This window comes from Acinetobacter sp. TUM15071, from assembly GCF_008980925.1.
Taxonomy (GTDB): Bacteria; Pseudomonadota; Gammaproteobacteria; order Pseudomonadales; family Moraxellaceae; genus Acinetobacter; species Acinetobacter dispersus.
In genome coordinates this window covers 1-22,925 of sequence record NZ_BKGB01000010.1, presented here as the reverse complement: position 1 = coordinate 22,925, position 22,925 = coordinate 1, and the positions used below count along the sequence as shown (strand labels likewise).

20 protein-coding genes are annotated in these 22,925 nt (G+C 43.4%); 17 read left to right on the top strand and 3 right to left on the bottom strand.

Going from position 1 to position 22,925, the window contains the following annotated elements; genetic code table 11:
- Positions 1–34 precede the first annotated feature (34 nt).
- Together aspT and pcaU are read right to left on the bottom strand one after the other, a co-directional pair.
- Positions 35–1,720: an aspartate-alanine antiporter gene (aspT, locus tag GBI66_RS10945; protein ID WP_004806114.1), complete on the bottom strand. Its 1,686-nt coding sequence runs from the start codon at positions 1,718–1,720 to the stop codon at positions 35–37.
- A gap of 562 nt (positions 1,721–2,282) precedes the next feature.
- The gene (gene pcaU, locus GBI66_RS10940) at positions 2,283–3,107 is read right to left on the bottom strand and encodes an IclR family transcriptional regulator PcaU (RefSeq protein WP_005187369.1); all 825 of its coding nucleotides are present in this window, start codon (positions 3,105–3,107) and stop codon (positions 2,283–2,285) included.
- A 249-nt stretch (positions 3,108–3,356) separates the two neighbouring features.
- Here pcaU and GBI66_RS10935 point away from each other — a divergent pair, with 249 nt between their 5' ends.
- The 17 genes from GBI66_RS10935 (at position 3,357) to GBI66_RS10855 (ending at position 21,635) form a co-directional block, all read left to right on the top strand.
- Complete coding sequence (locus GBI66_RS10935) at positions 3,357–4,040, top strand: 3-oxoacid CoA-transferase subunit A (protein WP_151716100.1); 684 nt, start codon at positions 3,357–3,359, stop codon at positions 4,038–4,040.
- Between the two features lie 2 nt (positions 4,041–4,042).
- The gene (locus GBI66_RS10930; RefSeq protein WP_151716099.1) at positions 4,043–4,696 is read left to right on the top strand and encodes a 3-oxoacid CoA-transferase subunit B; all 654 of its coding nucleotides are present in this window, start codon (positions 4,043–4,045) and stop codon (positions 4,694–4,696) included.
- Between the two features lie 92 nt (positions 4,697–4,788).
- Positions 4,789–5,997: a 3-oxoadipyl-CoA thiolase gene (gene pcaF, locus GBI66_RS10925; protein ID WP_151716098.1), complete on the top strand. Its 1,209-nt coding sequence runs from the start codon at positions 4,789–4,791 to the stop codon at positions 5,995–5,997.
- Positions 5,998–6,005: 8 nt separating this feature from the next.
- Positions 6,006–7,355, top strand: coding sequence for a 3-carboxy-cis,cis-muconate cycloisomerase (locus GBI66_RS10920; RefSeq protein ID WP_151716097.1), 1,350 nt, complete (start codon positions 6,006–6,008; stop codon positions 7,353–7,355).
- Positions 7,356–7,359: 4 nt separating this feature from the next.
- On the top strand, positions 7,360–8,145 hold the full coding sequence (gene pcaD / locus GBI66_RS10915) for a 3-oxoadipate enol-lactonase (RefSeq protein WP_151716096.1): 786 nt from the start codon (positions 7,360–7,362) through the stop codon (positions 8,143–8,145).
- A gap of 41 nt (positions 8,146–8,186) precedes the next feature.
- Positions 8,187–9,539, top strand: a complete 1,353-nt coding sequence (locus GBI66_RS10910; protein ID WP_065342297.1) for an MFS transporter — start codon at positions 8,187–8,189, stop codon at positions 9,537–9,539.
- Between the two features lie 32 nt (positions 9,540–9,571).
- Complete coding sequence (pcaC, locus tag GBI66_RS10905) at positions 9,572–9,985, top strand: 4-carboxymuconolactone decarboxylase (RefSeq protein WP_005187383.1); 414 nt, start codon at positions 9,572–9,574, stop codon at positions 9,983–9,985.
- A 10-nt stretch (positions 9,986–9,995) separates the two neighbouring features.
- Complete coding sequence (pcaH, locus tag GBI66_RS10900) at positions 9,996–10,721, top strand: protocatechuate 3,4-dioxygenase subunit beta (protein WP_004806145.1); 726 nt, start codon at positions 9,996–9,998, stop codon at positions 10,719–10,721.
- 12 nt (positions 10,722–10,733) lie between these two features.
- Positions 10,734–11,363 carry a protocatechuate 3,4-dioxygenase subunit alpha gene (gene pcaG / locus GBI66_RS10895; protein WP_151716095.1) on the top strand — a complete coding sequence of 210 codons (630 nt, stop codon included), beginning with the start codon at positions 10,734–10,736 and terminating at the stop codon, positions 11,361–11,363.
- Positions 11,364–11,619: 256 nt separating this feature from the next.
- On the top strand, positions 11,620–12,459 hold the full coding sequence (gene aroD, locus GBI66_RS10890) for a type I 3-dehydroquinate dehydratase (protein ID WP_151716094.1): 840 nt from the start codon (positions 11,620–11,622) through the stop codon (positions 12,457–12,459).
- Between the two features lie 19 nt (positions 12,460–12,478).
- Positions 12,479–13,939, top strand: a complete 1,461-nt coding sequence (locus tag GBI66_RS10885; RefSeq protein WP_151716093.1) for a nitrous oxide reductase family maturation protein NosD — start codon at positions 12,479–12,481, stop codon at positions 13,937–13,939.
- 18 nt (positions 13,940–13,957) lie between these two features.
- On the top strand, positions 13,958–15,286 hold the full coding sequence (locus GBI66_RS10880) for a carbohydrate porin (protein ID WP_151716092.1): 1,329 nt from the start codon (positions 13,958–13,960) through the stop codon (positions 15,284–15,286).
- Positions 15,287–15,302: 16 nt separating this feature from the next.
- Positions 15,303–17,726 carry a glucose/quinate/shikimate family membrane-bound PQQ-dependent dehydrogenase gene (locus GBI66_RS10875; protein ID WP_151716091.1) on the top strand — a complete coding sequence of 808 codons (2,424 nt, stop codon included), beginning with the start codon at positions 15,303–15,305 and terminating at the stop codon, positions 17,724–17,726.
- 178 nt (positions 17,727–17,904) lie between these two features.
- Positions 17,905–18,405 (top strand): 2-oxo-4-hydroxy-4-carboxy-5-ureidoimidazoline decarboxylase, encoded by a 501-nt coding sequence (gene uraD / locus GBI66_RS10870; protein ID WP_151716090.1) that lies wholly within the window; start codon positions 17,905–17,907, stop codon positions 18,403–18,405.
- The gene (gene uraH / locus GBI66_RS10865; protein WP_151716089.1) at positions 18,405–18,740 is read left to right on the top strand and encodes a hydroxyisourate hydrolase; all 336 of its coding nucleotides are present in this window, start codon (positions 18,405–18,407) and stop codon (positions 18,738–18,740) included. Before uraD ends, uraH begins: the two co-directional genes overlap by 1 nt.
- A gap of 50 nt (positions 18,741–18,790) precedes the next feature.
- Positions 18,791–20,164: a nucleobase:cation symporter-2 family protein gene (locus tag GBI66_RS10860; protein WP_151716088.1), complete on the top strand. Its 1,374-nt coding sequence runs from the start codon at positions 18,791–18,793 to the stop codon at positions 20,162–20,164.
- 175 nt (positions 20,165–20,339) lie between these two features.
- Positions 20,340–21,635, top strand: a complete 1,296-nt coding sequence (locus tag GBI66_RS10855; RefSeq protein ID WP_151716087.1) for an OprD family outer membrane porin — start codon at positions 20,340–20,342, stop codon at positions 21,633–21,635.
- Positions 21,636–21,745: 110 nt separating this feature from the next.
- Here the strand turns inward: GBI66_RS10855 and hpxO are convergent, their stop codons facing one another.
- Positions 21,746–22,903 (bottom strand): FAD-dependent urate hydroxylase HpxO, encoded by a 1,158-nt coding sequence (gene hpxO, locus GBI66_RS10850; protein ID WP_151716086.1) that lies wholly within the window; start codon positions 22,901–22,903, stop codon positions 21,746–21,748.
- Positions 22,904–22,925: the final 22 nt, after the last annotated feature.

Here is a 22,925-nt window from a genome sequence, read left to right as displayed (position 1 = left end):
GACGGCAATAAAATTTTGAATATGGATTATAAATTTAGGCGAGGCCGACAATCAGTGGACCAAGCAGAGTTAAGAATACGTTTGCCAAGGCATAGGTAATTGCAAAAGGCACGGTCGGAATCGAGTTTCCAGCTTTATCTAGAATTGCACCAAACGCAGGGTTGGCACTACGGGAACCAGACAAGGCGCCTGCCATAACGGCAACATTGTCATAACGCAGCACATAGCGTGCGAAAAGCATGGAAAGAATTAGTGGTACCAGTGTGACCACGACACCAATCATAAATAGGGACAGACCACTGTCTTTAATGGTTTGGATGGCTTGTAAACCAGATTGCAAGCCAACCGCAGCAACGAATCCAGCAAGACCCAAATCTTTCAGTAGTTGCGACGCGGCTAAAGGCATGTTGCCATGGACTTGATTACGGCTGCGTAACCAACCAAACAGAAGACCTGACAGTAACGCACCACCACCTGCACCAAGTGTTAGAGGGACATCACCAATACGGACTACAAATAGACCAATTAATAAGCCAACGACCAAGCCTGCACCGTGGAAAATCCAGTCGGTTTTTAAGCTTTCTGGCAGCGCTGTACCTGCTTCTTTGACTAAACGATCAAGATCACTTTTAGTGCCATAAACCGTAATAACATCCCCTTGATGTAAAACAGTGTCATCACTCAAGCTCTGCGTTTCATCGTTACGTTTAATCGCCAGCACATAAATCCCATGCTTTAAATAGGCAGGCGTATTGCCTTTGATATCGCCGAGACTGCGATTGATATACTTGGAATTTCTTAGGATGACATCCGTCGTATCCATAATCATTTCCATACCTTGTGAAGACTGTAGTTCAGTACCAATTTGGTCTGAAATAGCAACAACACTGGCACGACGGCCGACCAGCAATATCACATCATCTGTTTGTAAAGTTAGTTCTGGTGCCACATCAATCAATTGATCTTTACGCTTTAAGCGCTCGATGGTAATGCTACTTTGTTTGGATTCAAGTTCTGCAACAGTTTGTCCATTGGCTTGTTTGACTTTATAAATACGTCCGACAATTTCAGGCATTGCAAGCTCTTGACCTGGTGCTAATTCAAAAGCACCTTTCAGACGTTCTGACTGGGCTTTCAAAGCATCATCGTGAATTTCTTTGCCCATAAATTTAGGCAGAATATTCACACAGACAATAATCGCACCCAATGAACCAAAAATATAAGTCACCGCATATCCGATTGCGACATTGGCCTGTAGTTTTTGAATCTCAGCCAAGGGCAGGTCGAGTCGAGAAATCGCATCACCTGCAGTCCCAATAATTGCAGATTGGGTCATACCACCTGCGGCTAATCCAGCTGCTAATCCTTTGTCCAAATGGAATAACTTTGCCATGACCAAGACTGTGATTAAGCCGCTGACCGCCATGAAGACTGCTAATAGGATTTCTTTGATTGATTGTGGACCCAATGATTTGAAGAACTGTGGGCCACTTTCAAAACCGACTGCATAAATGAACAATGCAAACAGAATGGCTTTGACCCCATTGTCGACGGGAACACCGATGAGACTGAGTACGACTGCAACAAGTAGGGAACCTGCTACACCACCGAACTGAAATTTTCCGAATTGAAACTGACCGATCCAGAAACCTATTGCTAAGGATAAGAACAATAGTATTTCTGGGCTATGTTTTAATTCGCCTTGTAACCATTCAATCATTTTTCGATCTCACTTTTATTATTCGATCTATCTTTAGGTTTGAAATTTATTTATTTTTCATGTGTTTTTTAAAATACTATGCTTCTGTAGCGAATACAAATAGACAGGATTTTAAAGCCTTGTTTTTACTAAATTATTTATATATCAATAAGTTATTTTTTTATCTAATTCAATGGATAAAGAACAAACATAAAATTTAAGCTGTTTATTACAATATGTTATTTTTCTATACAAAAAATAACACTTTAGGCGGTGTTTGATATTTTGTGAGATGAATATCACATTCAATAAATAGTGTTAAATTTTCGTCGGGCCTAGGCCTTTTTTATGGAAAAAGTATTTAATTTAAAACGGTGTGGCACTTAATTTTTGAATTTAATATTTTGCTTACATAAGTGCGTACAGAAAAATTGCAATTTCTATTGATGACTAAAAAATATAATGAATGTCCAATAAATTAATCTTCATTTAAGCCAAGGTAGTTAATTTAAAGATACGGACATAAGCCGTAGCAGCAATACACCTTTCGCCACATTTCCAGATGTGGCTTTTTTTTGCCTGATTAAATGATTTGGCGTAAATCGCGAGCCGTTTCTTGTAGCAAAGGTAAAATATGGGCAATTAAATAATCCTTGGTGGTGCGCATGGTCGGAGACACGATATTTAAGGCAGCAACCACGCTTGCATTGGAATCATATATCGGTACAGCCACAGCATGCACTCCCAGTTCGTGTTCTTCACAGGAATAGCACCAGTCTTGTTCTTTGATTTCATGCAGTAATTCTAAAAATTGATCAGTTTCGGTATGGGTATATTTGGTTAGACGTTTTAACGGGTATTTTTCTAACCATCGTTTTTGTTGTTCTGGCGTTAAATGTGCAAGCAGAATCTTTCCAGCAGAAGTTGCATGGGCAGGGAGTCTATTACCTAAATGTAAGCCATAAGGATTGACTCGATCAGTTTGTTGGTGAGCTGCACTACGGGCAATGGTAATTGCTTCATAACCATCTAAAACCATCACCGAATAAATCAATGAGGTTTGATTGGTTAAAAGATTTAATAAGGGCTGACATATTTTTGGAAGTGTGGAACCATCCAGATAAGCCCCTGAAAATTTCAGAATCTTGGGTGATAAATAATAATAATGTCCATCAAAATCTAAATAGCCTAAGTATTCTAAAGTGAGTAAATGGCGTCGTGCAGCCGCGCGAGTCATGCCGGTTTTTTCAGCGGCAGTACTCATATTTAAGCGATGTCGTTCAGGTCCAAAACATTCCAAAATTGCCAAGCCTTTCGCGATTCCTGCAATAAAGTCTTCATGCCGAATGGTCTTTTTATTTTCGTTATGATGAATCAAACGCGGATTCTTTTCCTGATCATTTTCCATAATTTAGACATCCTTGCTAAAACGGGTTCTTTATAAAAACATTCTAAGCGAAAGATGACTATTTTACTTGGATAATGTTCGATGATCGAACATAAAAAATAATCATCGAACAAAATGCACTTCAACGTCTAGAAGTGAGCGCAGAATTTATCAAGAATGAATAGAAGAAATCCGAACAAAGCACTCGACTTAATTTCATCGGTTTTCAGGATGAAAATACGAGTGATGCATCGTACAGGAAGTAGTCAGATGATTGATAAAAGCACGCTCTCATTAACCGAGGCGCTATCGCAAATCAAAGATGGGGCAACCATCATGATTGGTGGCTTTGGCACCGCAGGACAACCCGCTGAATTGATTGATGGATTAATCGAACTTGGCATCAAGGATCTGGTCATCGTCAATAATAATGCCGGTAACGGAGATTATGGTTTAGCTAAACTGCTTAAAACAGGTGCAGTACGTAAAATCATCTGTTCCTTCCCACGTCAGTCCGATTCATGGGTGTTCGATGAACTGTATCGTGCTGGCAAGATTGAATTGGAACTGGTGCCGCAAGGTAATCTGGCGTGCCGTATTCAAGCCGCAGGCATGGGACTTGGTGCAGTATTTACCCCAACTGGCTTTGGTACTTTATTGGCAGAAGGTAAAGAAACCCGTCATATCGATGGCAAAGACTATGTACTTGAATATCCAATCAAAGCTGACTTTGCCTTAATCAAAGCCCATCAAGGCGATCGCTGGGGCAATCTGGTCTATAACAAATCTGCGCGTAACTTTGGCCCGATCATGTCGATGGCTGCAGATATCACCATTGCGCAAGTCTCTGAACTGGTCGAACTTGGTCAGCTTGATCCTGAACATATCATTACCCCTGGAATTTTTGTACAGCATGTGGTCGCTGTCGATGCAGTCAATGGCACAGGAGCATAAACATGAGCTATCAAAAATTAAGCCGTGACCAGATTGCTGAACGTGTCGCACAAGACATTCCTGATGGTGCCTATGTCAATCTTGGCATAGGCCTGCCAACCAAGATTTCCAATTATCTTCCTGCGGACAAAGATGTATTCCTACATTCGGAAAATGGCTTGTTGGCATTCGGTCCACCACCAGCCAAAGGTGAAGAAGATCCTGAGTTAATTAATGCAGGTAAAGAATATGTGACCATGCTCACAGGCGGCAGTTTTTTCCATCATGGTGATTCCTTTGCCATGATGCGCGGCGGACATCTGGATATCGCGGTACTCGGTGCCTTTCAAGTGGCAGCCAATGGTGATCTAGCCAACTGGCATACCGGTGCAGCAGATGCCATTCCTGCGGTGGGTGGAGCAATGGATCTGGCTGTGGGTGCCAAGAAAGTATTTATCACCACCGATCACAACACCAAGCAAGGTGAACCGAAGATTGTGGAAACGCTTTCATATCCAGCAACTGGGTTGAAATGTGTCGATCGTATTTATACCGATCTGTGTGTGATTGATGTGACAGCAGACGGTTTAAAAGTGATTGAAAAAGTGGATGGTTTGAGCTTTGAAGAGTTACAGGCGTTGACGGGTGCGAAACTGATTGATGCAACTCAAGGATAATAAATCTCCCCTAACCCCTCTTTAAAAAAGAGGGGAACTCCTCCCTTTAATAAAGGGAGGTTGGGAGGGATTTTAGATAAAGGAAAAAACACATGAAAAACGCTTATATCATTGATGCCATCCGCACTCCATTCGGTCGCTATGCGGGCGGTCTTGCATCTGTACGTGCTGATGACCTGGGAGCTGTTCCGATTCAGGCTTTAATGCAACGCAATCCAAAAGTAGATTGGCAGCAAGTCGATGATGTGATCTATGGCTGTGCCAACCAAGCGGGTGAAGACAATCGTAACGTTGGACGTATGTCAGCACTATTGGCAGGCTTACCTTATCAAGTGCCTGCCACCACAGTGAACCGTTTGTGTGGTTCATCACTGGATGCAATTGCCATTGCTGCACGTGCGATTAAAGCCAACGAAGCTGACCTGATTATTGCAGGCGGCGTCGAAAGTATGAGCCGTGCGCCTTATGTGATGGGTAAATCTGACAGTGCCTTTGGCCGTAGTCAAAAGATTGAAGACACCACCATGGGCTGGCGTTTTATCAATCCAAAACTGAAAGAAATGTATGGTGTAGACACCATGCCACAAACGGCTGAAAACGTAGCAGAACAGTTCAATATTAACCGTGCCGATCAAGACCAGTTTGCGCTTAACAGCCAACAACGTACTGCAATCGCGCAAGCCAATGGCTTCTTTAAAAATGAAATTGTGTCTGTCAGCATTCCACAGCGTAAGGGTGATGCGGTTGTGGTGGATAACGATGAGCATCCACGTGCCTCAACGACTTTAGATGCACTGAGCAAACTCAAAGGTGTGGTTAAAGCGGATGGTACGGTGACCGCAGGTAATGCTTCTGGAATTAATGATGGTGCTGCTGCCTTATTGATTGCCTCAGATCAAGCGGTGGAAAAATATCAATTAAAGCCACGTGCCAAAATCATTGCTGCGACTACCGTTGGTGTTGAACCAAGAATTATGGGCTTTGCACCTGCACCTGCCATAAAGAAACTGCTTAAACAAGCTAATCTCTCTTTAGAACAGATGGACGTAATTGAACTGAATGAAGCCTTTGCAGCGCAAGCTTTAGCCGTCACTCGTGATTTAGGCTTGGCGGATGACGACGCACGAATTAACCCAAATGGTGGCGCAATTGCCTTGGGTCATCCACTGGGTGCTTCAGGTGCACGCTTAGTGACGACGGCTCTAAATCAACTTGAACAGATCAAAGGTCAGTATGCCTTGTGTTCGATGTGTATTGGTGTTGGTCAAGGCATTGCCTTGATTATTCAACGTGTTGAGTGAGGTCTGTCATGAGCCAGTTATACGCCAGCTTATTTTATCAGTCTGAAGTCACTACCATTTTTAGTGACCAAGCTTTATTGAAATATATGATCCAGACCGAAGTGACTTTAGCCAAAGCTCAGGCACAGGTCAAAGTGATTCCTGATTCTGCCGCCAGCATTATAGAGCAGGTGGGTCAAAATGCTGTAGCGCAAATCGATCTAGATGCACTGGCTACAGCAGCAGGGTTGGCAGGTAATGTTGCGATTCCATTAGTAAAACAATTCACTGCTTTGGTGAAACAGCAGGATGAAGATGCTTCACGCTATGTGCATTGGGGCGCGACCAGTCAGGATATTATTGATACAGCAACGATTTTACAGTGCCGTGATGCCTTGGTTTTGCTCGAAAAGCAACTGCACCAGGCATATCAAATTTGCTTAAAGCAAGCGCAGCAATATCGCGATCAGGTCATGATTGGGCGGACGTGGTTACAGCAAGCTTTGCCGATTACTTTAGGACATAAATTTGCCCGTTGGGCAGCAGCCTTGAAACGTGATCTTGATCGTCTACAGGCCATGAAAGGTCGCGTATTGACTGTACAACTCGGTGGTGCAGTAGGTTCATTGGCATCTTTACAGGATCAAGGCTCTGCGGTGGTTGCAGCTTTTGCAGCACAACTCAAGTTAACAGCGCCTGAATGTACATGGCATGGTGAGCGCGACCGTATGGTTGAGCTTGCCAGTATGCTTGCTTTGATTGTAGGCAATGTCGGCAAGATGGCAAAAGACTGGTCATTGCTGATGCAAACTGAAATCGCAGAAGTTTTTGAACCAGCAGCAAAAGGGCGAGGCGGTTCATCGACCATGCCGCATAAGCGTAATCCGGTGGCAGCGGCCTCAATTCTTGCCGCAGCCAATCGTGTACCTGCCTTAATGGCTAGTGTCTATCAAAGCATGGTGCAAGAACATGAGAGAGCTTTAGGGGCTTGGCATGCAGAATGGTTGGTAATCCCAGAAATTTTCCGGCTCTGTGCAGGCGCATTGGAACGTAGTTGCGATGTGCTTGAGCATATGCAAGTCAATGCAGAGGCGATGCAACGCAATCTTGAATGTACGCAGGGTTTGATCATGGCCGAAGCGGTGATGATGGCGTTGGCACCCAAGATTGGTCGTTTAAATGCACACCATCTGGTTGAGCAAGCCTGTCAGCAAGCAGTTGCTCAACAGCAGCATTTAAAAATCATCTTGTCAGCGATGGATGAAGTCAACACTCATTTTAATGATCAGGCTTTGGATGAGTTGTTCCAGCCAGCAACTTACCTCGGCAATATTCAGGACCAAATTGATGCCGTGCTACACGCAGCACAAGGAGAGTAAGCACATGATCACGCATATCAATAATCGTCAAGGACATCCACTTGCTGTCCTACATCAAGGCCCGAAAGATGCGCCAGTCATCATGTTCTCCAACTCTTTGGGAACTGACCACGGTATGTGGCAGGCACAAGTTGCAGCTTTGGCTGATCATTATCAAATTATTAGCTATGACACACGTGGGCATGGTGCAAGCGCAGTCATTGCCAATAGTACATTGCAAAATCTAGCTGAAGATGTGGTCGATATTCTAGATGCCTTAGCCATTGAAAAAGTTCATTTCTGTGGCATTTCAATGGGCGGGATTACCGCATTGGCTTTAGCGATCTATCATGCCGAACGTTTCCACAGTATTAGCGTCGCAAATTCAGCTGCAAAAATTGGTACTGCCGAAGCGTGGAATACTCGTGCAGAGAGTGTTGAGCAAAACGGTTTAGCTGAAATTGTAAAGACCACGCATACACGTTGGTTTAGTGAACATTTTGATTATGCGCATGATGTTTTAGCGCAAAAGACCATTCAAAGTCTTGCAGTGACACCTGCACAAGGTTATGCCAATGCATGTCGTGCTTTAGCTGATGCAGATGTTCGAGATCAACTGCATCAAATTCAGATTCCAACGTTAATTATTGCAGGGCAGTACGATCCTGTCACAACGGTTCAGGATGCAGAGTTTATGCATCAACTCATTACAACCAGTCAGCTTGAAATCTTGGCAGCGTCGCATCTATCCAATATTGAACAGCCACAGGTGTTCAATCAGACATTGTCCAAGTTTATTCAAAACATATAACCATAAGGGTTAGAAAGGAATTCGCCTACAAGGAGGCAACTATGGCACAGGAATTTGCTGCCCAAAAAAACAGTATGGATGCACAGGCACTGATTAATGAGGCACCTGTGAGCAAGTATCAATGGATGATCGCAATTATTTGTTTTCTGATTGTATTTGTCGATGGAATCGATACTGCCGCAATGGGTTTTATTGCACCTGCTTTGGCACAGGATTGGGGCATTGATCGCTCCCAACTCGGGCCAGTAATGAGTGCTGCACTCGGTGGCATGATCATTGGTGCACTGGTTTCAGGACCAACAGCTGATCGGTTTGGACGAAAAATTGTTTTAACCATCTCCATGTTAATTTTTGGTGGTTTTACCTTGGCTTCGGCTTATGCGCCAGACCTAAACAGTTTGGTGGTATTACGCTTTTTAACGGGTATTGGTTTAGGCGCGGCGATGCCGAATGCGACCACCTTGTTTTCGGAATATTGCCCGCAACGGAGTCGCTCTTTATTGGTGACCTGTATGTTCTGTGGCTACAACTTAGGTATGGCTACAGGTGGTTTTATCAGCAGCTGGCTGATTCCGACTTATGGTTGGCATAGTCTGTTTTTATTGGGTGGATGGACACCATTAATTCTGATGGTGTTGGTGATTTTCTTATTACCTGAATCTTATCGCTTCCTGATCGTGAAAGGTCAAGACCCTGCAAAAGTCCGCAAAATTTTAAGTCATATTGCACCTGAAAAAGTTCAAACAGTTGAGCATTTTCATATTCCAGAAGAACAGTCTGCTGTTGCAGAAAAGAAAAATGTGTTTGGCATGCTGTTCTCTAAACAATATGCCAAAGGCACAGTTTTATTGTGGTCGACCTATTTTATGGGGTTAGTGGTGATTTATTTGCTGACCAGTTGGTTACCAACCTTGATGCGTGAAACGGGCGCAACCATGGAGCGTGCCGCATTTATCGGAGGATTGTTCCAGTTCGGTGGTGTACTCAGTGCCTTGTTCATTGGTTGGGCAATGGATCGCTTTAATCCAAATCGCATTATTTCGGGCTTCTATTTTATTGCAGGCCTATTTGCAGTTGCTGTTGGGCAAAGCTTGAGCAATCCAACTCTATTGGCTGTTTTGGTGCTCTGTGCAGGGATTGCCATTAATGGTGCGCAATCGTCTATGCCAGCCTTAAGTGCGCGCTTCTATCCAACCCAATGTCGTGCAACTGGTATTGCATGGATGACAGGGATTGGTCGTTTTGGTGCCGTGTTTGGTGCGTGGATTGGTGCCGTGTTATTGGGCAATGACTGGTCATTTACCGCCATTCTCAGTTTATTGATGATTCCTGCTACGGCAGCAGCCATCGCAATTTTTGTTAAATCGCTAGTTGCTCATACCGATGCAACCTAAGGCTCATATTTTCAAGATGAGGAGCAACGTTCATGAATGATGAACAACGTTATCAACAAGGACTGAAAGTCCGTACCGAAGTGTTGGGTGAAAAGCATGTCGGCCGCTCTTTGGCGAACCTTAATGATTTCAATCAGGATTTCCAGAATTTTATTAGTCGTTTTGCTTGGGGTGAAGTGTGGTCACGTGAAGGCTTGCCACGTCATACCCGTAGTTTGGTCACGATTGCGATCTTATTGGCTTTGGGGCGAGAAGATGAACTTAGAATGCATTTACGTGCCTGCTTCAACAATGGTGTCACCAAGGATGAACTGAAAGAACTGATCTTGCATAGTTCTTTATATGCAGGTTTGCCAGCAGCCAATGCAGCCATGCATATGGCCGAAGAAGTCTTTAAGGAACTTGGCATTGACGTGCAGCCCATTGCAGCACAACCACAGGATTAAGGAGACAGGCATGTTAAAGCATACATTAGGTGCATACCCACAACGTAATACCGATGATCATCCGCCAGCATATACACCCGGTTATAAGACCAGTGTATTACGCTCGCCAAAGAATGCATTGATCTCAATTAATGAAACCTTGACTGAAGTCACTTCACCGCATTTTTCACCAAGTATTTTTGGTCCTAAAGATAATGACTTGATCCTGAACTATGCCAAAGAAGGTCTACCTGTGGGTGAACGTATCATTGTGCATGGTTATGTGCGTGATCAGTTTGGCCGTCCTGTGAAAAATGCTTTATTAGAAGTGTGGCAGGCCAATGCATCAGGTCGTTATCGTCATCCAAATGACAAATTTATTGGTGCCATGGATCCTAATTTTGGTGGTTGTGGCCGTACCTTAACCGATGAAAATGGCTTCTATATTTTCCGTACCATCAAACCAGGTCCGTATCCGTGGCGTAATCGAATTAATGAATGGCGTCCAGCGCATATCCATTTTTCTTTAATCGCAGATGGTTGGGCTCAGCGTCTGATTTCGCAGTTCTATTTTGAAGGCGATACGCTGATTGATACTTGCCCGATTTTAAAAACCATTCCTTCCGAAGATCAGCGTCGTGCCTTGATTGCACTGGAAGATAAAAACAATTTCATTGAAGCAGATAGCCGTTGTTACCGCTTTGATATTCATTTGCGTGGTCGTCGTGCGACTTATTTTGAAAATGATTTGACTTAAGGGAGACCAACGATGAATGCATGGAATTTTCAGGAATTAAAGGAAACCCCATCACAAACAGGTGGTCCTTATGTTCATATCGGTTTATTACCGCAACAAGCCAATATTGAAGTATTTGAGCATAATTTCAATCACCAGTTAGTCAATGAGCAAACGCAGGGGCAACGTATTCGTCTGGAAGGTCAAGTCTTTGACGGGCTGGGTTTGCCATTAAGAGATGTATTGCTGGAAATCTGGCAAGCAGATGCCAATGGGGTTTATCCAAGTCAGGCTGACACGCAGGGCAAAACAGCCGATCCACATTTTCTGGGCTGGGGCCGTACAGGTGCCAATTTTGAAACAGGCTTCTGGAGTTTTAATACGGTAAAACCAGGTGCTGTTGCAGGCCGTAAAGGTTCAATTCAGGCACCGCATATCGCAGTCGCAGTGTTTGCTCGTGGTATCAATATTGGTTTGCATACCCGTATTTATTTTGAAGATGAAGTGGACGCCAATGCCAATGATCCTGTTTTGAACAGCATTGAATGGGCGGTACGTCGCCAGACTTTAATTGCCAAACGCAGTGAAGTGGATGGTGAAGTGGTTTATCGCTTTGATATTCGTATTCAGGGTGATGATGAAACCGTGTTCTTTGATATTTAAATATATTAAAGAAACGTATGTAGAAATTAGCTACTCGGGAATGTCATCTGCAACCTGCGTGGGATCAACAAGATATTGTTTCTGCGATAGAAAGGATCGTTGACAGAATAAAACAGGTTTTGCAGATGACAATGCTTTTGCTTACTTTGGGCGAAACCAAAGTAAGTCCAGCTGAAAGCTTATCCGAAAATTGGATGAGAACTTAGCAAGACGCCGCAGTGTAACAACACAATAATTTTGACTAAGGAAAATATTCATGGATATGAAAACATTGGCAGCGTTAATGCTGCTGGTCAGCCCTTTATTTACGGTTCAAACAGCACAAGCGCAAGATCATCAGCAAAAGCAGGTTGAATTATCTGAACTGGCAAAGCTGCCTGTGAAAACTATTGTACCAATCACAGCCAAAACCAAAGAACAGGCAATTGCTCAGGCAAAAGTGATTGCAGCGAATGCTGATGCCGATCTTGCGGAGTTTCGGATTGATTTACTGAGTTTTGCCAATGATACAAAACAAGTGATTGCATTGGGGCATGAATTAAAACAGATTCTCGGTGCTAAGCCAATGATTGCCACTATTCGTACTCATAACGAAGGCGGGCAATTAACAATTAGCGATGCAGAATATGGCAAGACCTATCAAGCGTATTTACAGCAGCCATTTATGGACATGCTGGATGTAGAAATGTTCCGTGATCAGCAAATTGTGAAGAATACCGTCAAATTGGCGCATGCGAAAAAAGTGCTGATTGTGATGTCCAATCATGATTTTAAAAAAACACCACCTGAGGCCGAAATCATCAAGCGCTTACTCAAGCAGGATGAGCTAGGGGCAGATATTCTTAAAATTGCAGTGATGCCGCAAAACAAACAGGATGTATTTACCCTGATGAATGCGACCTTAAATGTCAGTCAACAGTCCAAAAAGCCATTACTCACCATGTCGATGGGCAAACTCGGGACGATTTCCCGCATCGCCACTGCAAATATGGGAGGGAGTTTTAGCTTTGGCATGATCGGTGAAGCATCTGCACCGGGTCAGATCGACGTCACGCAACTGAAACAGTTTTTAAAAACGGTTCAACCGACACAATAACTCAAAAAGGATTTTAGACATGAAAACAACTTATGTACGTTTAAGTACTTTAGCCATCGCTATGGCCGTTTCAGGTTGGGCATCAGCAGAAACTTATATTGTTGATCGTTATCAGGATGATGCTGATAAAGGTTCTTTGCGCTGGGCAATTGAGCAAGCCAACAGCAAGCCGACAGAAGCCAGCGAGATTCTGATCCAGGCAGTAGGCAAAGCGCCTTATTCCATTAAGGTCAACAGTCCATTACCTGAGATCAAAGCGCCTGTAAAAATCATTGGGACGCAATGGGCAAAAACAGGTGAGTTTATTGCAGTTGATGGATCGAATTATATTAAAGGAACTGGTGTTGAAGCCTGTCCTGGTGCAGTTGAAGGGCAATTCGGGACCAATGTTCGGACTACGACTTTACCGGGCATCGTATTACGCGACATCAATGGGGTCACCATCCAAGGCTTGGAAATTCGTCATTTTTGTATTGGTATCTTGATGAATCGTGCCAGTAATAACTTGATTCAAAACAACCGAATTATGCATAACTACGGCGGTGCGGGGGTGATGCTAACAGGTGATGACGGCAAAGGTAATCCAACAGCGACCACCACCAATAACAACAAAGTATTGAACAACTATTTTCAGGACAATGGCGATGGCCTTGAACTGACTCGTGGCGCAGCGTTTAACTTAGTCGCCAATAACCACTTTATTTCTACAGCAGCAAATCCTGAACCATCACAAGGGATTGAAATTCTGTGGGGTAATGACAATGCGGTTGTCGGCAATAAATTTGAAAACTATTCAGATGGGCTACAGATCAACTGGGGCAAGCGCAATTATATTGCCTATAACGAACTGACCAATAACTCCAATGGTTTTAACTTGACAGGTGATGGCAATATTTTTGATAGCAATAAAGTGCATGGTAATCGGGTGGGGATTGCGCTCCGTTCTGAAAAAGATGCCAATGCACACATTACCCTGACCAAAAACTTAATCTGGAATAACGGCAAAGACATTAAACGTTGTGAGGCGGGGGGAAGTTGCGTACCGAATCAACGTGTCGGCGCGATTATCTTTGATATTCCAGGTTTAGAGCATGCACATTTTGTCGGTTCACGCGGACATGGGGTCAAGATTGATCCTGCCAATTTGCAAAAAACCTGCAACAAACCAGATGAGCAAGGCTGTAATGCACAACCGAACCAGAATATTCAGGCACCAAAATTAACTTTGTCTAAAGGACAAATTGCAGTTGAAGTCAAAGGTCAGCCGAACCAGCGTTATCAAGTCGAGTTTTTTGGCAACACATCGGCAAATTCAAATGAGGCAGAGCTTTATTTAGGTTCAGCGGTTGCTGCAACCAATGTACAAGGAACTGCAACGCTAACTTGGAAACCAACAACGCAAGTTGCTTCAGTGACAGCAACGATCACTGACCGTGTAGGTGCGACATCTGAGCTCAGTTCAGCTGTAAAACTGAAATAAACGGCAAGGAGGCCGAATATGAAGTCGAATGCATTATTGCTTAAAATGAGCTGTCTGGCAGTGGCTGTATGTGCTGCTCAATCTAGCTTTGCAGATCAAGCTTGGTCACAGGATCGCCAATGGTTACTTGGTGACTGGAATGGTCAGCGTCAGAAACTGGAAAAAGAAGGCTATAAATTTACGGCCTCGATCATGAGTCAAGCTGCGACCAATCTGGATGGTGGCTATAACGATGACAATGTTTTTAAAAATGCTGCACAACTGTCGCTAGGTGCCAATTTTGACTTAGAGAAAATTGCAGGCTGGAAAGATACCAGAGCCAGCCTTTTAATCACAAAACGCGATGGTAATGCGCTGACGCTGGATCGGATTAAAGATCCTCGTTCTAGTGCGCTAGGTAATTCACAGGAAATCTATGGTCGCGGCAAAATCTGGCGCCTGAGTCAGGCATGGGTGAAAAAGGGCTTCGTTGATAATACGGTGCAGTTCAAGATTGGCCGTATGGGCATGTCTGAAGATTTTAATGGCTCACAATGTGAATTCCAGAATTTATTATTGTGTGGCGGACAGCTTGGGAAGTCGATTGGTTCAATCTGGTACAACTTACCTGTTGGATTATGGGGCGCCAATGTTAAATATCAATTCGCACCTGAATGGGCGTTAGGTGTCGGTGTCTATGAAGTCAATCCAGACAATATTAAAACTGATCGCAATCGTGATGGTTTTAATCTGGATATGGATCATGTCAAAGGCGCAACCATTCCAGTCGAATTGGCATGGCGACCAAAACTTGCTGCCTTCAATGGCTTATCAGGCGAATATAAAGTCGGGGCACTGTATTCAACTGCTGAAGCAAATGATATTGCAACCGTGGGCAAGGTACATGATGGTAAACATAGTTTCTGGCTCAATGCACAACAACAACTCAGCCAAAAAGGTGACGATCCGAAACGTGGTTTGTACGTCAGTTTCAATGCCGTAGTTAATGATAAAGCCACTACAGCAGTCAACAGTACCCAGCAACTGGCACTTTGGTACAAAGGACCTTTTGATCGTCGTCCAAATGACTCAATTGGTTTTGGTATTGCCAATTACCTCGTAAATGATCGTTATAAAGATCGTCAGATTGAAATTAACCAGAGTCGTGGTTATGACCAATACGATGCGCTTGCTGCAGGTTATGTACCCGTACAGCGTGATGAGCTCAATGTTGAGCTGAATTATACCTATCAGTGGTCACCTGCGGTCATGTTAAGACCGAACCTGCAATATATTCATCAACCTGCGGGTGTTAAAGAGGTTGATGATGCATGGGTTGCGGGCCTGAGCATGCGTGTGAATTTCTAATACAGGAGTATGACAGATGTCTGAATCTTCAAGCTCACATACCATACTGAAAATATGGTGCTTTATTTTGGCCTTAGTTTTGCTGCTGACAGGACTGTTTTTTACAGTCGGTGGCGTAAAGCTGGCGACCTTAGGCGGATCATGGTATTTCGTGATCTCGGGTGTACTCACACTCATCTCTGCTGTTTTTATTTTTAAGAAAAAAGCATTGGGCGTATGGTTATTCAGTCTGGTTTTTGCAGGAACGATCATCTGGTCATTGATTGATGCAGGTTGGGAGTTCTGGCCTTTATTTTCAAGACTGATGTTTCCAGCAGGCTTATTTGCCGCGCTGATGTTTACTTTACCTGCCATCCGTCGTTATCAATTTCAACCGAGCACAGATTTACCTGCTTATGGTCTAGGTATATTGACGGTTATTGGTATGGTGATTGGTCTCTATCAGATGTTCCAACCTCATCCAACCGTGACGGCTTCTGGTGAGGTATTACCACTGATTCCTGTAAAAACCGATATGAAGCAGACCAACTGGGCGCATTATGGTCAGGATTCAGGAGGGAGCCGTTTTGCTGCACTGGATCAGATCACAAGGGACAATGTACATCAATTAAAAGAGGTTTGGCGTTTTCGGACGGGTGATTTCACCACAGGTTCGGGAAATGGTGCAGAAGATCAAATGACGCCGCTACAAGTGGGCAATAAGATTTTCCTATGTACTCCGCATAATAATATTTTCGCGTTGGAAGCAGACTCAGGTAAACAACTCTGGAAAGCCGAAGTCAACTCGAAGTCAGATGCATGGGAGCGATGTAGAGGGGTTGCTTATTTTGATTCTACCCAAGCCTTGGTTCAGCCGACTCTGGCTGGAGCGACACAGGTAAAAGCGGTGGCAAATAATACTTCATGCTTACGTCGAGTCTATACCAATACACCGGACGGTCGCTTAATTGCAGTCAATGCAGACACGGGCGAACGTTGTAAAGACTTTGGTGTGGAAGGTACGGTTGACCTACTCAAAGGTTTAGGTGAGGGCACAACAGCACCACGTTTTGAGGTGACTTCTGCGCCAACTATTGCGGGTACGGTAATTGTGGTGGGTAGCCGTATTGCCGATAACTTTGCTGCCGATATGCCGGGTGGTGTAATTCGTGCATACAATGTCATTACAGGTGAATTACGTTGGGCTTTTGATCCACGCAATCCAGATCCAAACCATGTGTTAAAAGAAGGTGAAACCTATAAGCGCAGTTCTGCCAATTCTTGGGCAGCCATGTCTTATGATCCGCAGATGAATACAGTATTCTTACCAATGGGTAGCTCATCTGTCGATGTGTGGGGCGGTAATCGTCAACCATTGGACCACAAATACAACTCATCTGTTCTGGCTTTGGATGCAACCACAGGCAAGGAAAAGTGGGTCTATCAGACCGTTCATAATGACCTATGGGATTTTGACTTACCAATGCAACCAAGCTTGGTGGATTTCCCAATGCAAGATGGCAGCAATAAACCCGCTGTGGTGATTGGTACCAAATCAGGCCAGTTCTTTGTATTAGATCGAGTAACGGGCCAACCACTCACCAAAGTGATTGAGCAGCCAGTTAAACCTGCCGATATCAAAGGTGAGCAATACAGCCCAACTCAACCACGTTCGGTGGAAATGCCGCAAATTGGCAATCAAACCTTAACTGAATCGGATATGTGGGGTGCTACGCCATTTGACCAGTTGATGTGCCGAATTAACTTTAAATCAATGCGCTATGAAGGTTTATTTACTGCACCTGGTACCGATAAGTCTTTGAGCTTCCCAGGTTCGTTGGGCGGTATGAACTGGGGTAGTATCGCCTTTGATCCAAGTCATCAATATATGTTCGTCAATGACATGCGTTTAGGACTGTGGATTCAATTGATTGAACAAACGCCAGAAGACTTGGCTGTTCAAGCCAATGGCGGAGAGAAAGTCAATACAGGTATGGGTGCAGTACCAATGAAAGGCACACCTTATAAAGTTAACAAAGATCGCTTCTGGTCGAAGTTGAATATCCCATGCCAAAAACCACCCTATGGCACCATGACCGCAATTGATATGAAAACCCGCCAAATTGCATGGCAGGTACCAATGGGAACCGTGCAAGATACTGGCCCAATGGGTATCAAAATGGGGCTTAAAGCACCGATTGGAATGCCAACCATTGGTGGACCAATGGCAACACAAGGTGGGGTGGTATTCTTTGCTGCAACTCAGGATTATTACTTGCGCGCATTGGATTCATCTTCTGGTAAGGAACTGTGGAAAGCGCGCTTACCTGTAGGTAGCCAAGCGACACCGATCAGCTATGTATCTCCGAAAAATGGCAAGCAGTATGTGCTGATTACCGCGGGCGGTGCACGTCAATCGCCTGATCATGGTGATTATGTAATTGCGTATAGTTTGAACTAAACTTTTTTAATCTCTATCAAAAAACGGCAATCCTTAGTGATTGCCGTTTTTTATTTCAATCGAATAAAAGGCTATCTTGATGATATTTGTGGCCTAGGGAGTAACAATTGGCATATTCATTGCTTAATTTATGCTATCTGGTCAGACCAGTCTGACAATGCGATAAATTGGAGCAGCTATGCAACTTGAAACATTCAATCAATTAGGCACTGTAGAGGCAAGTCAAGTCTTACAGAGCTGTGTGCATATCCCTACTTGGATGTCTGAATTGCTACAGCAACGTCCTTATCTATCTATAGAACAGTTTTATCAGACTGCTACTGAGCAAGCGCAAACTTGGCAATGGCCTGAAATCTCAGCTGCCTTGGCGCAACATCCACGTATTGGCGAGAAAAAAGCGGCAGCGGTTTTGTCAGAAAAAGAACAGCAATTTTCTCAACGTGAACAAGCTCAAGTTGAAACGGATGCCGTGCTGCAACTGGCACTTTATCAGGGCAATTTAGATTATGAGCACAAATTTGGGCATATCTATCTGATTCGTGCAGCAGGTCGTTCAGGGCAACAGATACTGTCTGAGCTGCAACGCAGACTCAAAAACACAGCAGAACAAGAGCAAGCCGAAGTAAAACAACAGTTGGCGGAAATTGCCTTGATTCGTTTAAAACAGGAGATTCAATAATGGCGGGTATTAGCACACATATTTTAGATGCATCACTTGGTCAGCCAGCTCGTCAGGTATTGGTGAAATTACGTCAGGAAATCAATCATCAATATATTTTGCTGGATGAACAGTTCACAGATGCAGATGGCCGTATTCCTGCATTTAAAATCGACTCATTCATCCAAGCCAATTATCAATTGATTTTTGAAGTGGGGGATTATTTTCAGGCTTTGAACACAGACAGTTTTTATCCAAGCGTCTGTATCGATTTCAAGGTCGTGGATACGCAACAGCACTATCACGTACCTTTATTAATCAGTCCTTTTTCCTACTCAACTTATCGCGGCAGCTAAACATAACTTAACAATGTGGACATCATGAACTTAATTTGAGGAATTAACCCATGCAGCAAGACAATATACGTTCAGAATCAGAAACAAATACATCCGCAGAACATCAATATTTAGGCATGAATAAAAATCTGATGTATGGATTGCAGCATGTCTTGACCATGTATGGGGGCATTATCGCACCACCTTTAATTATCGGGGCCGCAGCAGGATTGCAAGCTTCTGAAATTGGATTGTTGGTTGCAGCCGCGCTATTTGTCGGAGGAATTGCTACGGTCTTGCAAACCATTGGCTTTAAACACTTTGGGGCTAAACTACCGATTGTACAGGGGGTATCATTTGCAGGTGTTGCGACCATTCTGGCTATTGTGAGCACGGGTGGAGGATTAGCATCTGCCTTTGGTGCTGTAATCGTCGCCTCTTTAATTGGTTTATTGCTGACGCCATTTTTCGCAAAAATTATTCGCTTTTTTCCACCCGTCGTAACCGGTTGTGTGATTACCATGATTGGTATTTCATTGCTGCCTGTAGCGATCCGCTGGATTATGGGAGGTAATCCCAAAGCTGAGAACTGGGGTGATCCGGCTAATGTCGGTCTGGCGGTGATGACGCTGGCGATTGTGATTATTTTTAGTATGTTGCGTAGCCAGATTCTACGTCGGCTCGCAATTCTGGCGGCAATCATTCTAGGGACTGTGCTTGCTTATATTGCTGGATTTGCCGATTTCTCCAAAGTTACATCAGGTTCCATTTTTGCCTTACCTAGCTTCTTCCATTTCGGTTCTCCTGTATTTGAGTTTTCTGCCATTCTTTCCATGACAATTGTGACCTTGGTGATCATGACGGAAACCACCGCCGATATTATTGCGATTGGTGAAATTGTTGGAACTAAAGTTGATTCGAAACGTATTGGTGATGGTTTGCGCGCGGATATGTTATCGAGTGCGATTTCTCCGATCTTTGGTTCATTTATGCAAACGGCTTTTGCTCAAAATGTCGGGCTGGTTGCCATTACAGGGGTGAAAAGCCGTTTTGTGGTGGCGACTGCGGGGGGAATTTTAATCATCTTGGGATTATTGCCAATCGTGGGACGTCTAGTTGCTTCAATCCCAATGCCAGTACTAGGTGGGGCAGGCATTGTACTGTTTGGTACAGTTGCTGCAAGTGGTATCCGTACTTTAGCCAAAGTGGATTATAACGACCATAAAAATTTGATCATCGTGGCGACTTCACTGGCAATTGGCATGATCCCAATTGTGAATCAGGAGTTTTATGCACAATTTCCAGTGTGGGTAAAAACCTTGTTGCATTCAGGCATTAGCTCGGCGTGTATCACTGCAATTTTACTCAATATCATTTTCAATCATTTGCCATTTAACAAGAAATCTGTGGATGTTGCGACTTTGCCATTAAATTCAGGGCATTGATCAATATCGATTTAGAGGTGGATCTCTAATACAACCATTTTTTTAATCAACAAAAATTTAAAAGTCGCTTATTCATTTATGAATAGGTCTAGGGGAGTTTTTGTCTTGAAAAAGCTAAAAACAGGATTTTACAGACCTAAAGCGATTTTTAGATCTAACTTTCGGGGAAATACTCATGAGAAATCTTAAATTAAATGCATTAACATTGACCATCGCGATGACCGCTGCAATGCAAGCATGGGCGGCAGATACCAGCTTAAATGGGCTGTTTAATTTGCAACAGGACTGTCAGACTCGCAATGATTCAGTTGCAATGATATCTACAGCATTGAGTTGTGGCAGCGTGCATGGTGCAGTGAAATCAGCCTATTATTCTTTGAATAATGGCTATTTTGTCAATAATTTAAACCAAGATACAGCTGTGATCGGTGGCTATATCAAATATGAGACCGCTCCTTTTTATGGGGTACAGGCCGCTGTTGGTTATGATATTCAGCGTCGTTTAGACGAGAAGAACAAAAATGATGAAGTTTCTGAATTAAAAGAAGATCGTGATGGTTTAGCAGAAGCTTATTTGACATGGAAAAATGATTTGGCTCGGGTGACGGTGGGTAATCAGCGTTTAAATTTACCTTTTATGGGAGACTACGCAGACCGCCGTGTACTGATGTTTTTATATCAAGCCGCAGATGTGCAGATCGGCAACCAATATGATTTCCTACGTTTGACTAAGGTTAATAAATATAAAAGTTATGCTGAAGATGAGTTTACTAAAAGCTCACGCCAAAATTCAAAAGTCGAAACGGATGGCGTTTGGTCAATTGGTGTAGGAAAACGTTTTGAGTTAGACGCGAATAAAACCCTCAAGACACAACTCTGGTATCAAGACTATGATGACTATCTACGCTTGATTTATACCCAAGCGGACCTTGGATTTTCACAACTGAAATATGCTCCTGAATTTTCACTACAATATATGTCTGGTAAGGATCAGGGTAAAGCATTTGCTGGTGAGATCAACAGTCAGGTTTGGGGTGTACAGGCTACTTTTAAAGTATTGCCTGCCGCTAGTTTGAAGGTCGCCTATAACTATATTAAGCCAGACCAGAACAGCTATTTAAATGGTGCCTTATTAATGCCGTATGCTAGTCAAACCTCATCTGGTGAAATCTTTGCACAACCCTTTTTTACCAGTACCCAGGATTTAGGTGCGGGCAATGCTTTGATGTTGTCCTTAGAGGGTAAACTAACAGATCAAGTGATTGCTGGGGCACGTTATTCATTTATGGATTTAAAAGAGACCGAGAGTACCGCTAGCCGTAATCAATCAGAATATATGCTATTCGGTATTTATAATTTCACAGGTGCTTTAAAAGGTTTCAGTGTCAGTAATTTTGCTGGGATTCAGACTTCGCCACGCTATGACAAGAATTTTTTACAAAACCGTTTTGCGTTGAGTTATAAGTTTTAATTGATTGAGCGATTGTAGCTAATGCATACCTCACAAGAGGTGTGCATTTTTTTATGATCAAAAAGCTAAAAAAAGCCCCCTTGATTGGGGGGAGTTAAAAAGATAAATACTTAATCCAGTGGATTACCAATAATATTGCTAATAATCCCTTGCATGATATGTGAGCCTTGTTCCTGATATAGTGATTGATACCATTCTTGAGTCACTTCTGGATCTTTCATATGAGTGATATCACAACGTTTACGTGCTCTGAGTACCATTTCTTTGGTTCGATCATTCCGTTTGTTTTGGTAGCGTGTTAAGGCATCATCTAAACCGAAGGTATTGATTTGCAGGGCACGGGCAAGGTAAATCGCATCTTCCATCGCTTGGCAGCCGCCTTGTCCAATATCGGGTGTGGTGCTGTGAGCTGCATCACCTAACAATACCACTCGTCCTCTATAGAAATCCATAAAAGGTTCAATATCATGGATTTCAACACGATTGGTTTTTTGTTGATCTAAACAGTCTATGAGTCTTTGTACAGGCTGACACCAACCCTGAAAATGTGCTTTTAGCTCTTGTTTATAATATTCACGATCATTTGTCAGTCCTGCAGCTAATGGCACATCGAAGAAAAAATAAAAACGATTTTGTGCAACAGGCATCAGTGAAACACGTTTGCCTTCACCAATATACGTGGTCCATTGCAGAGCAGGGGCAATATTTTCATCTACCTCGACCAGTCCGTTCCAATTGACATAGCCTGCATAGCGGCGTTCGACTTGATAGCCAAGTACAAATTGTCGAGTGAGAGAGTGCGTACCATCTGCACCAATTAGTAGATCGGCTGTGGTTTGCGAGCCATCCTGAAAATGGACCGTGACATCTTCTTGATGAGTTTCTATTGCGGTCATTTTCATGCCCAGTTTGATATCTTCCAAACCAAATTGTTGCATTAACAATTGCTGCAAATCCGCTCGGGCAATAGGATAGGCACGTTGTCCAACTTCTTTATATAAAGGTGTTAAACTAAATTGGGTCATGGTTTGTTGGCTTAGTCCGTCAATATAAGCCAAAGATTCCATTTGCCCACCTAAAGCTTGAATTTGATCGGTTAATCCGAGATAATTTAGGCACTTGACGCCATTTGACCAAAGTGAAATCGCAGCCCCAACAGGTAATATTTCGGCTGCCTGTTCGTAAATCGTGACCTGATGACCAAATTTTTTTAAAGCGATACCAGCAGTCAAACCGCCCATACCTGCACCTACAATCGCAATATTCATCGTTCAGACCCTAAATATATAA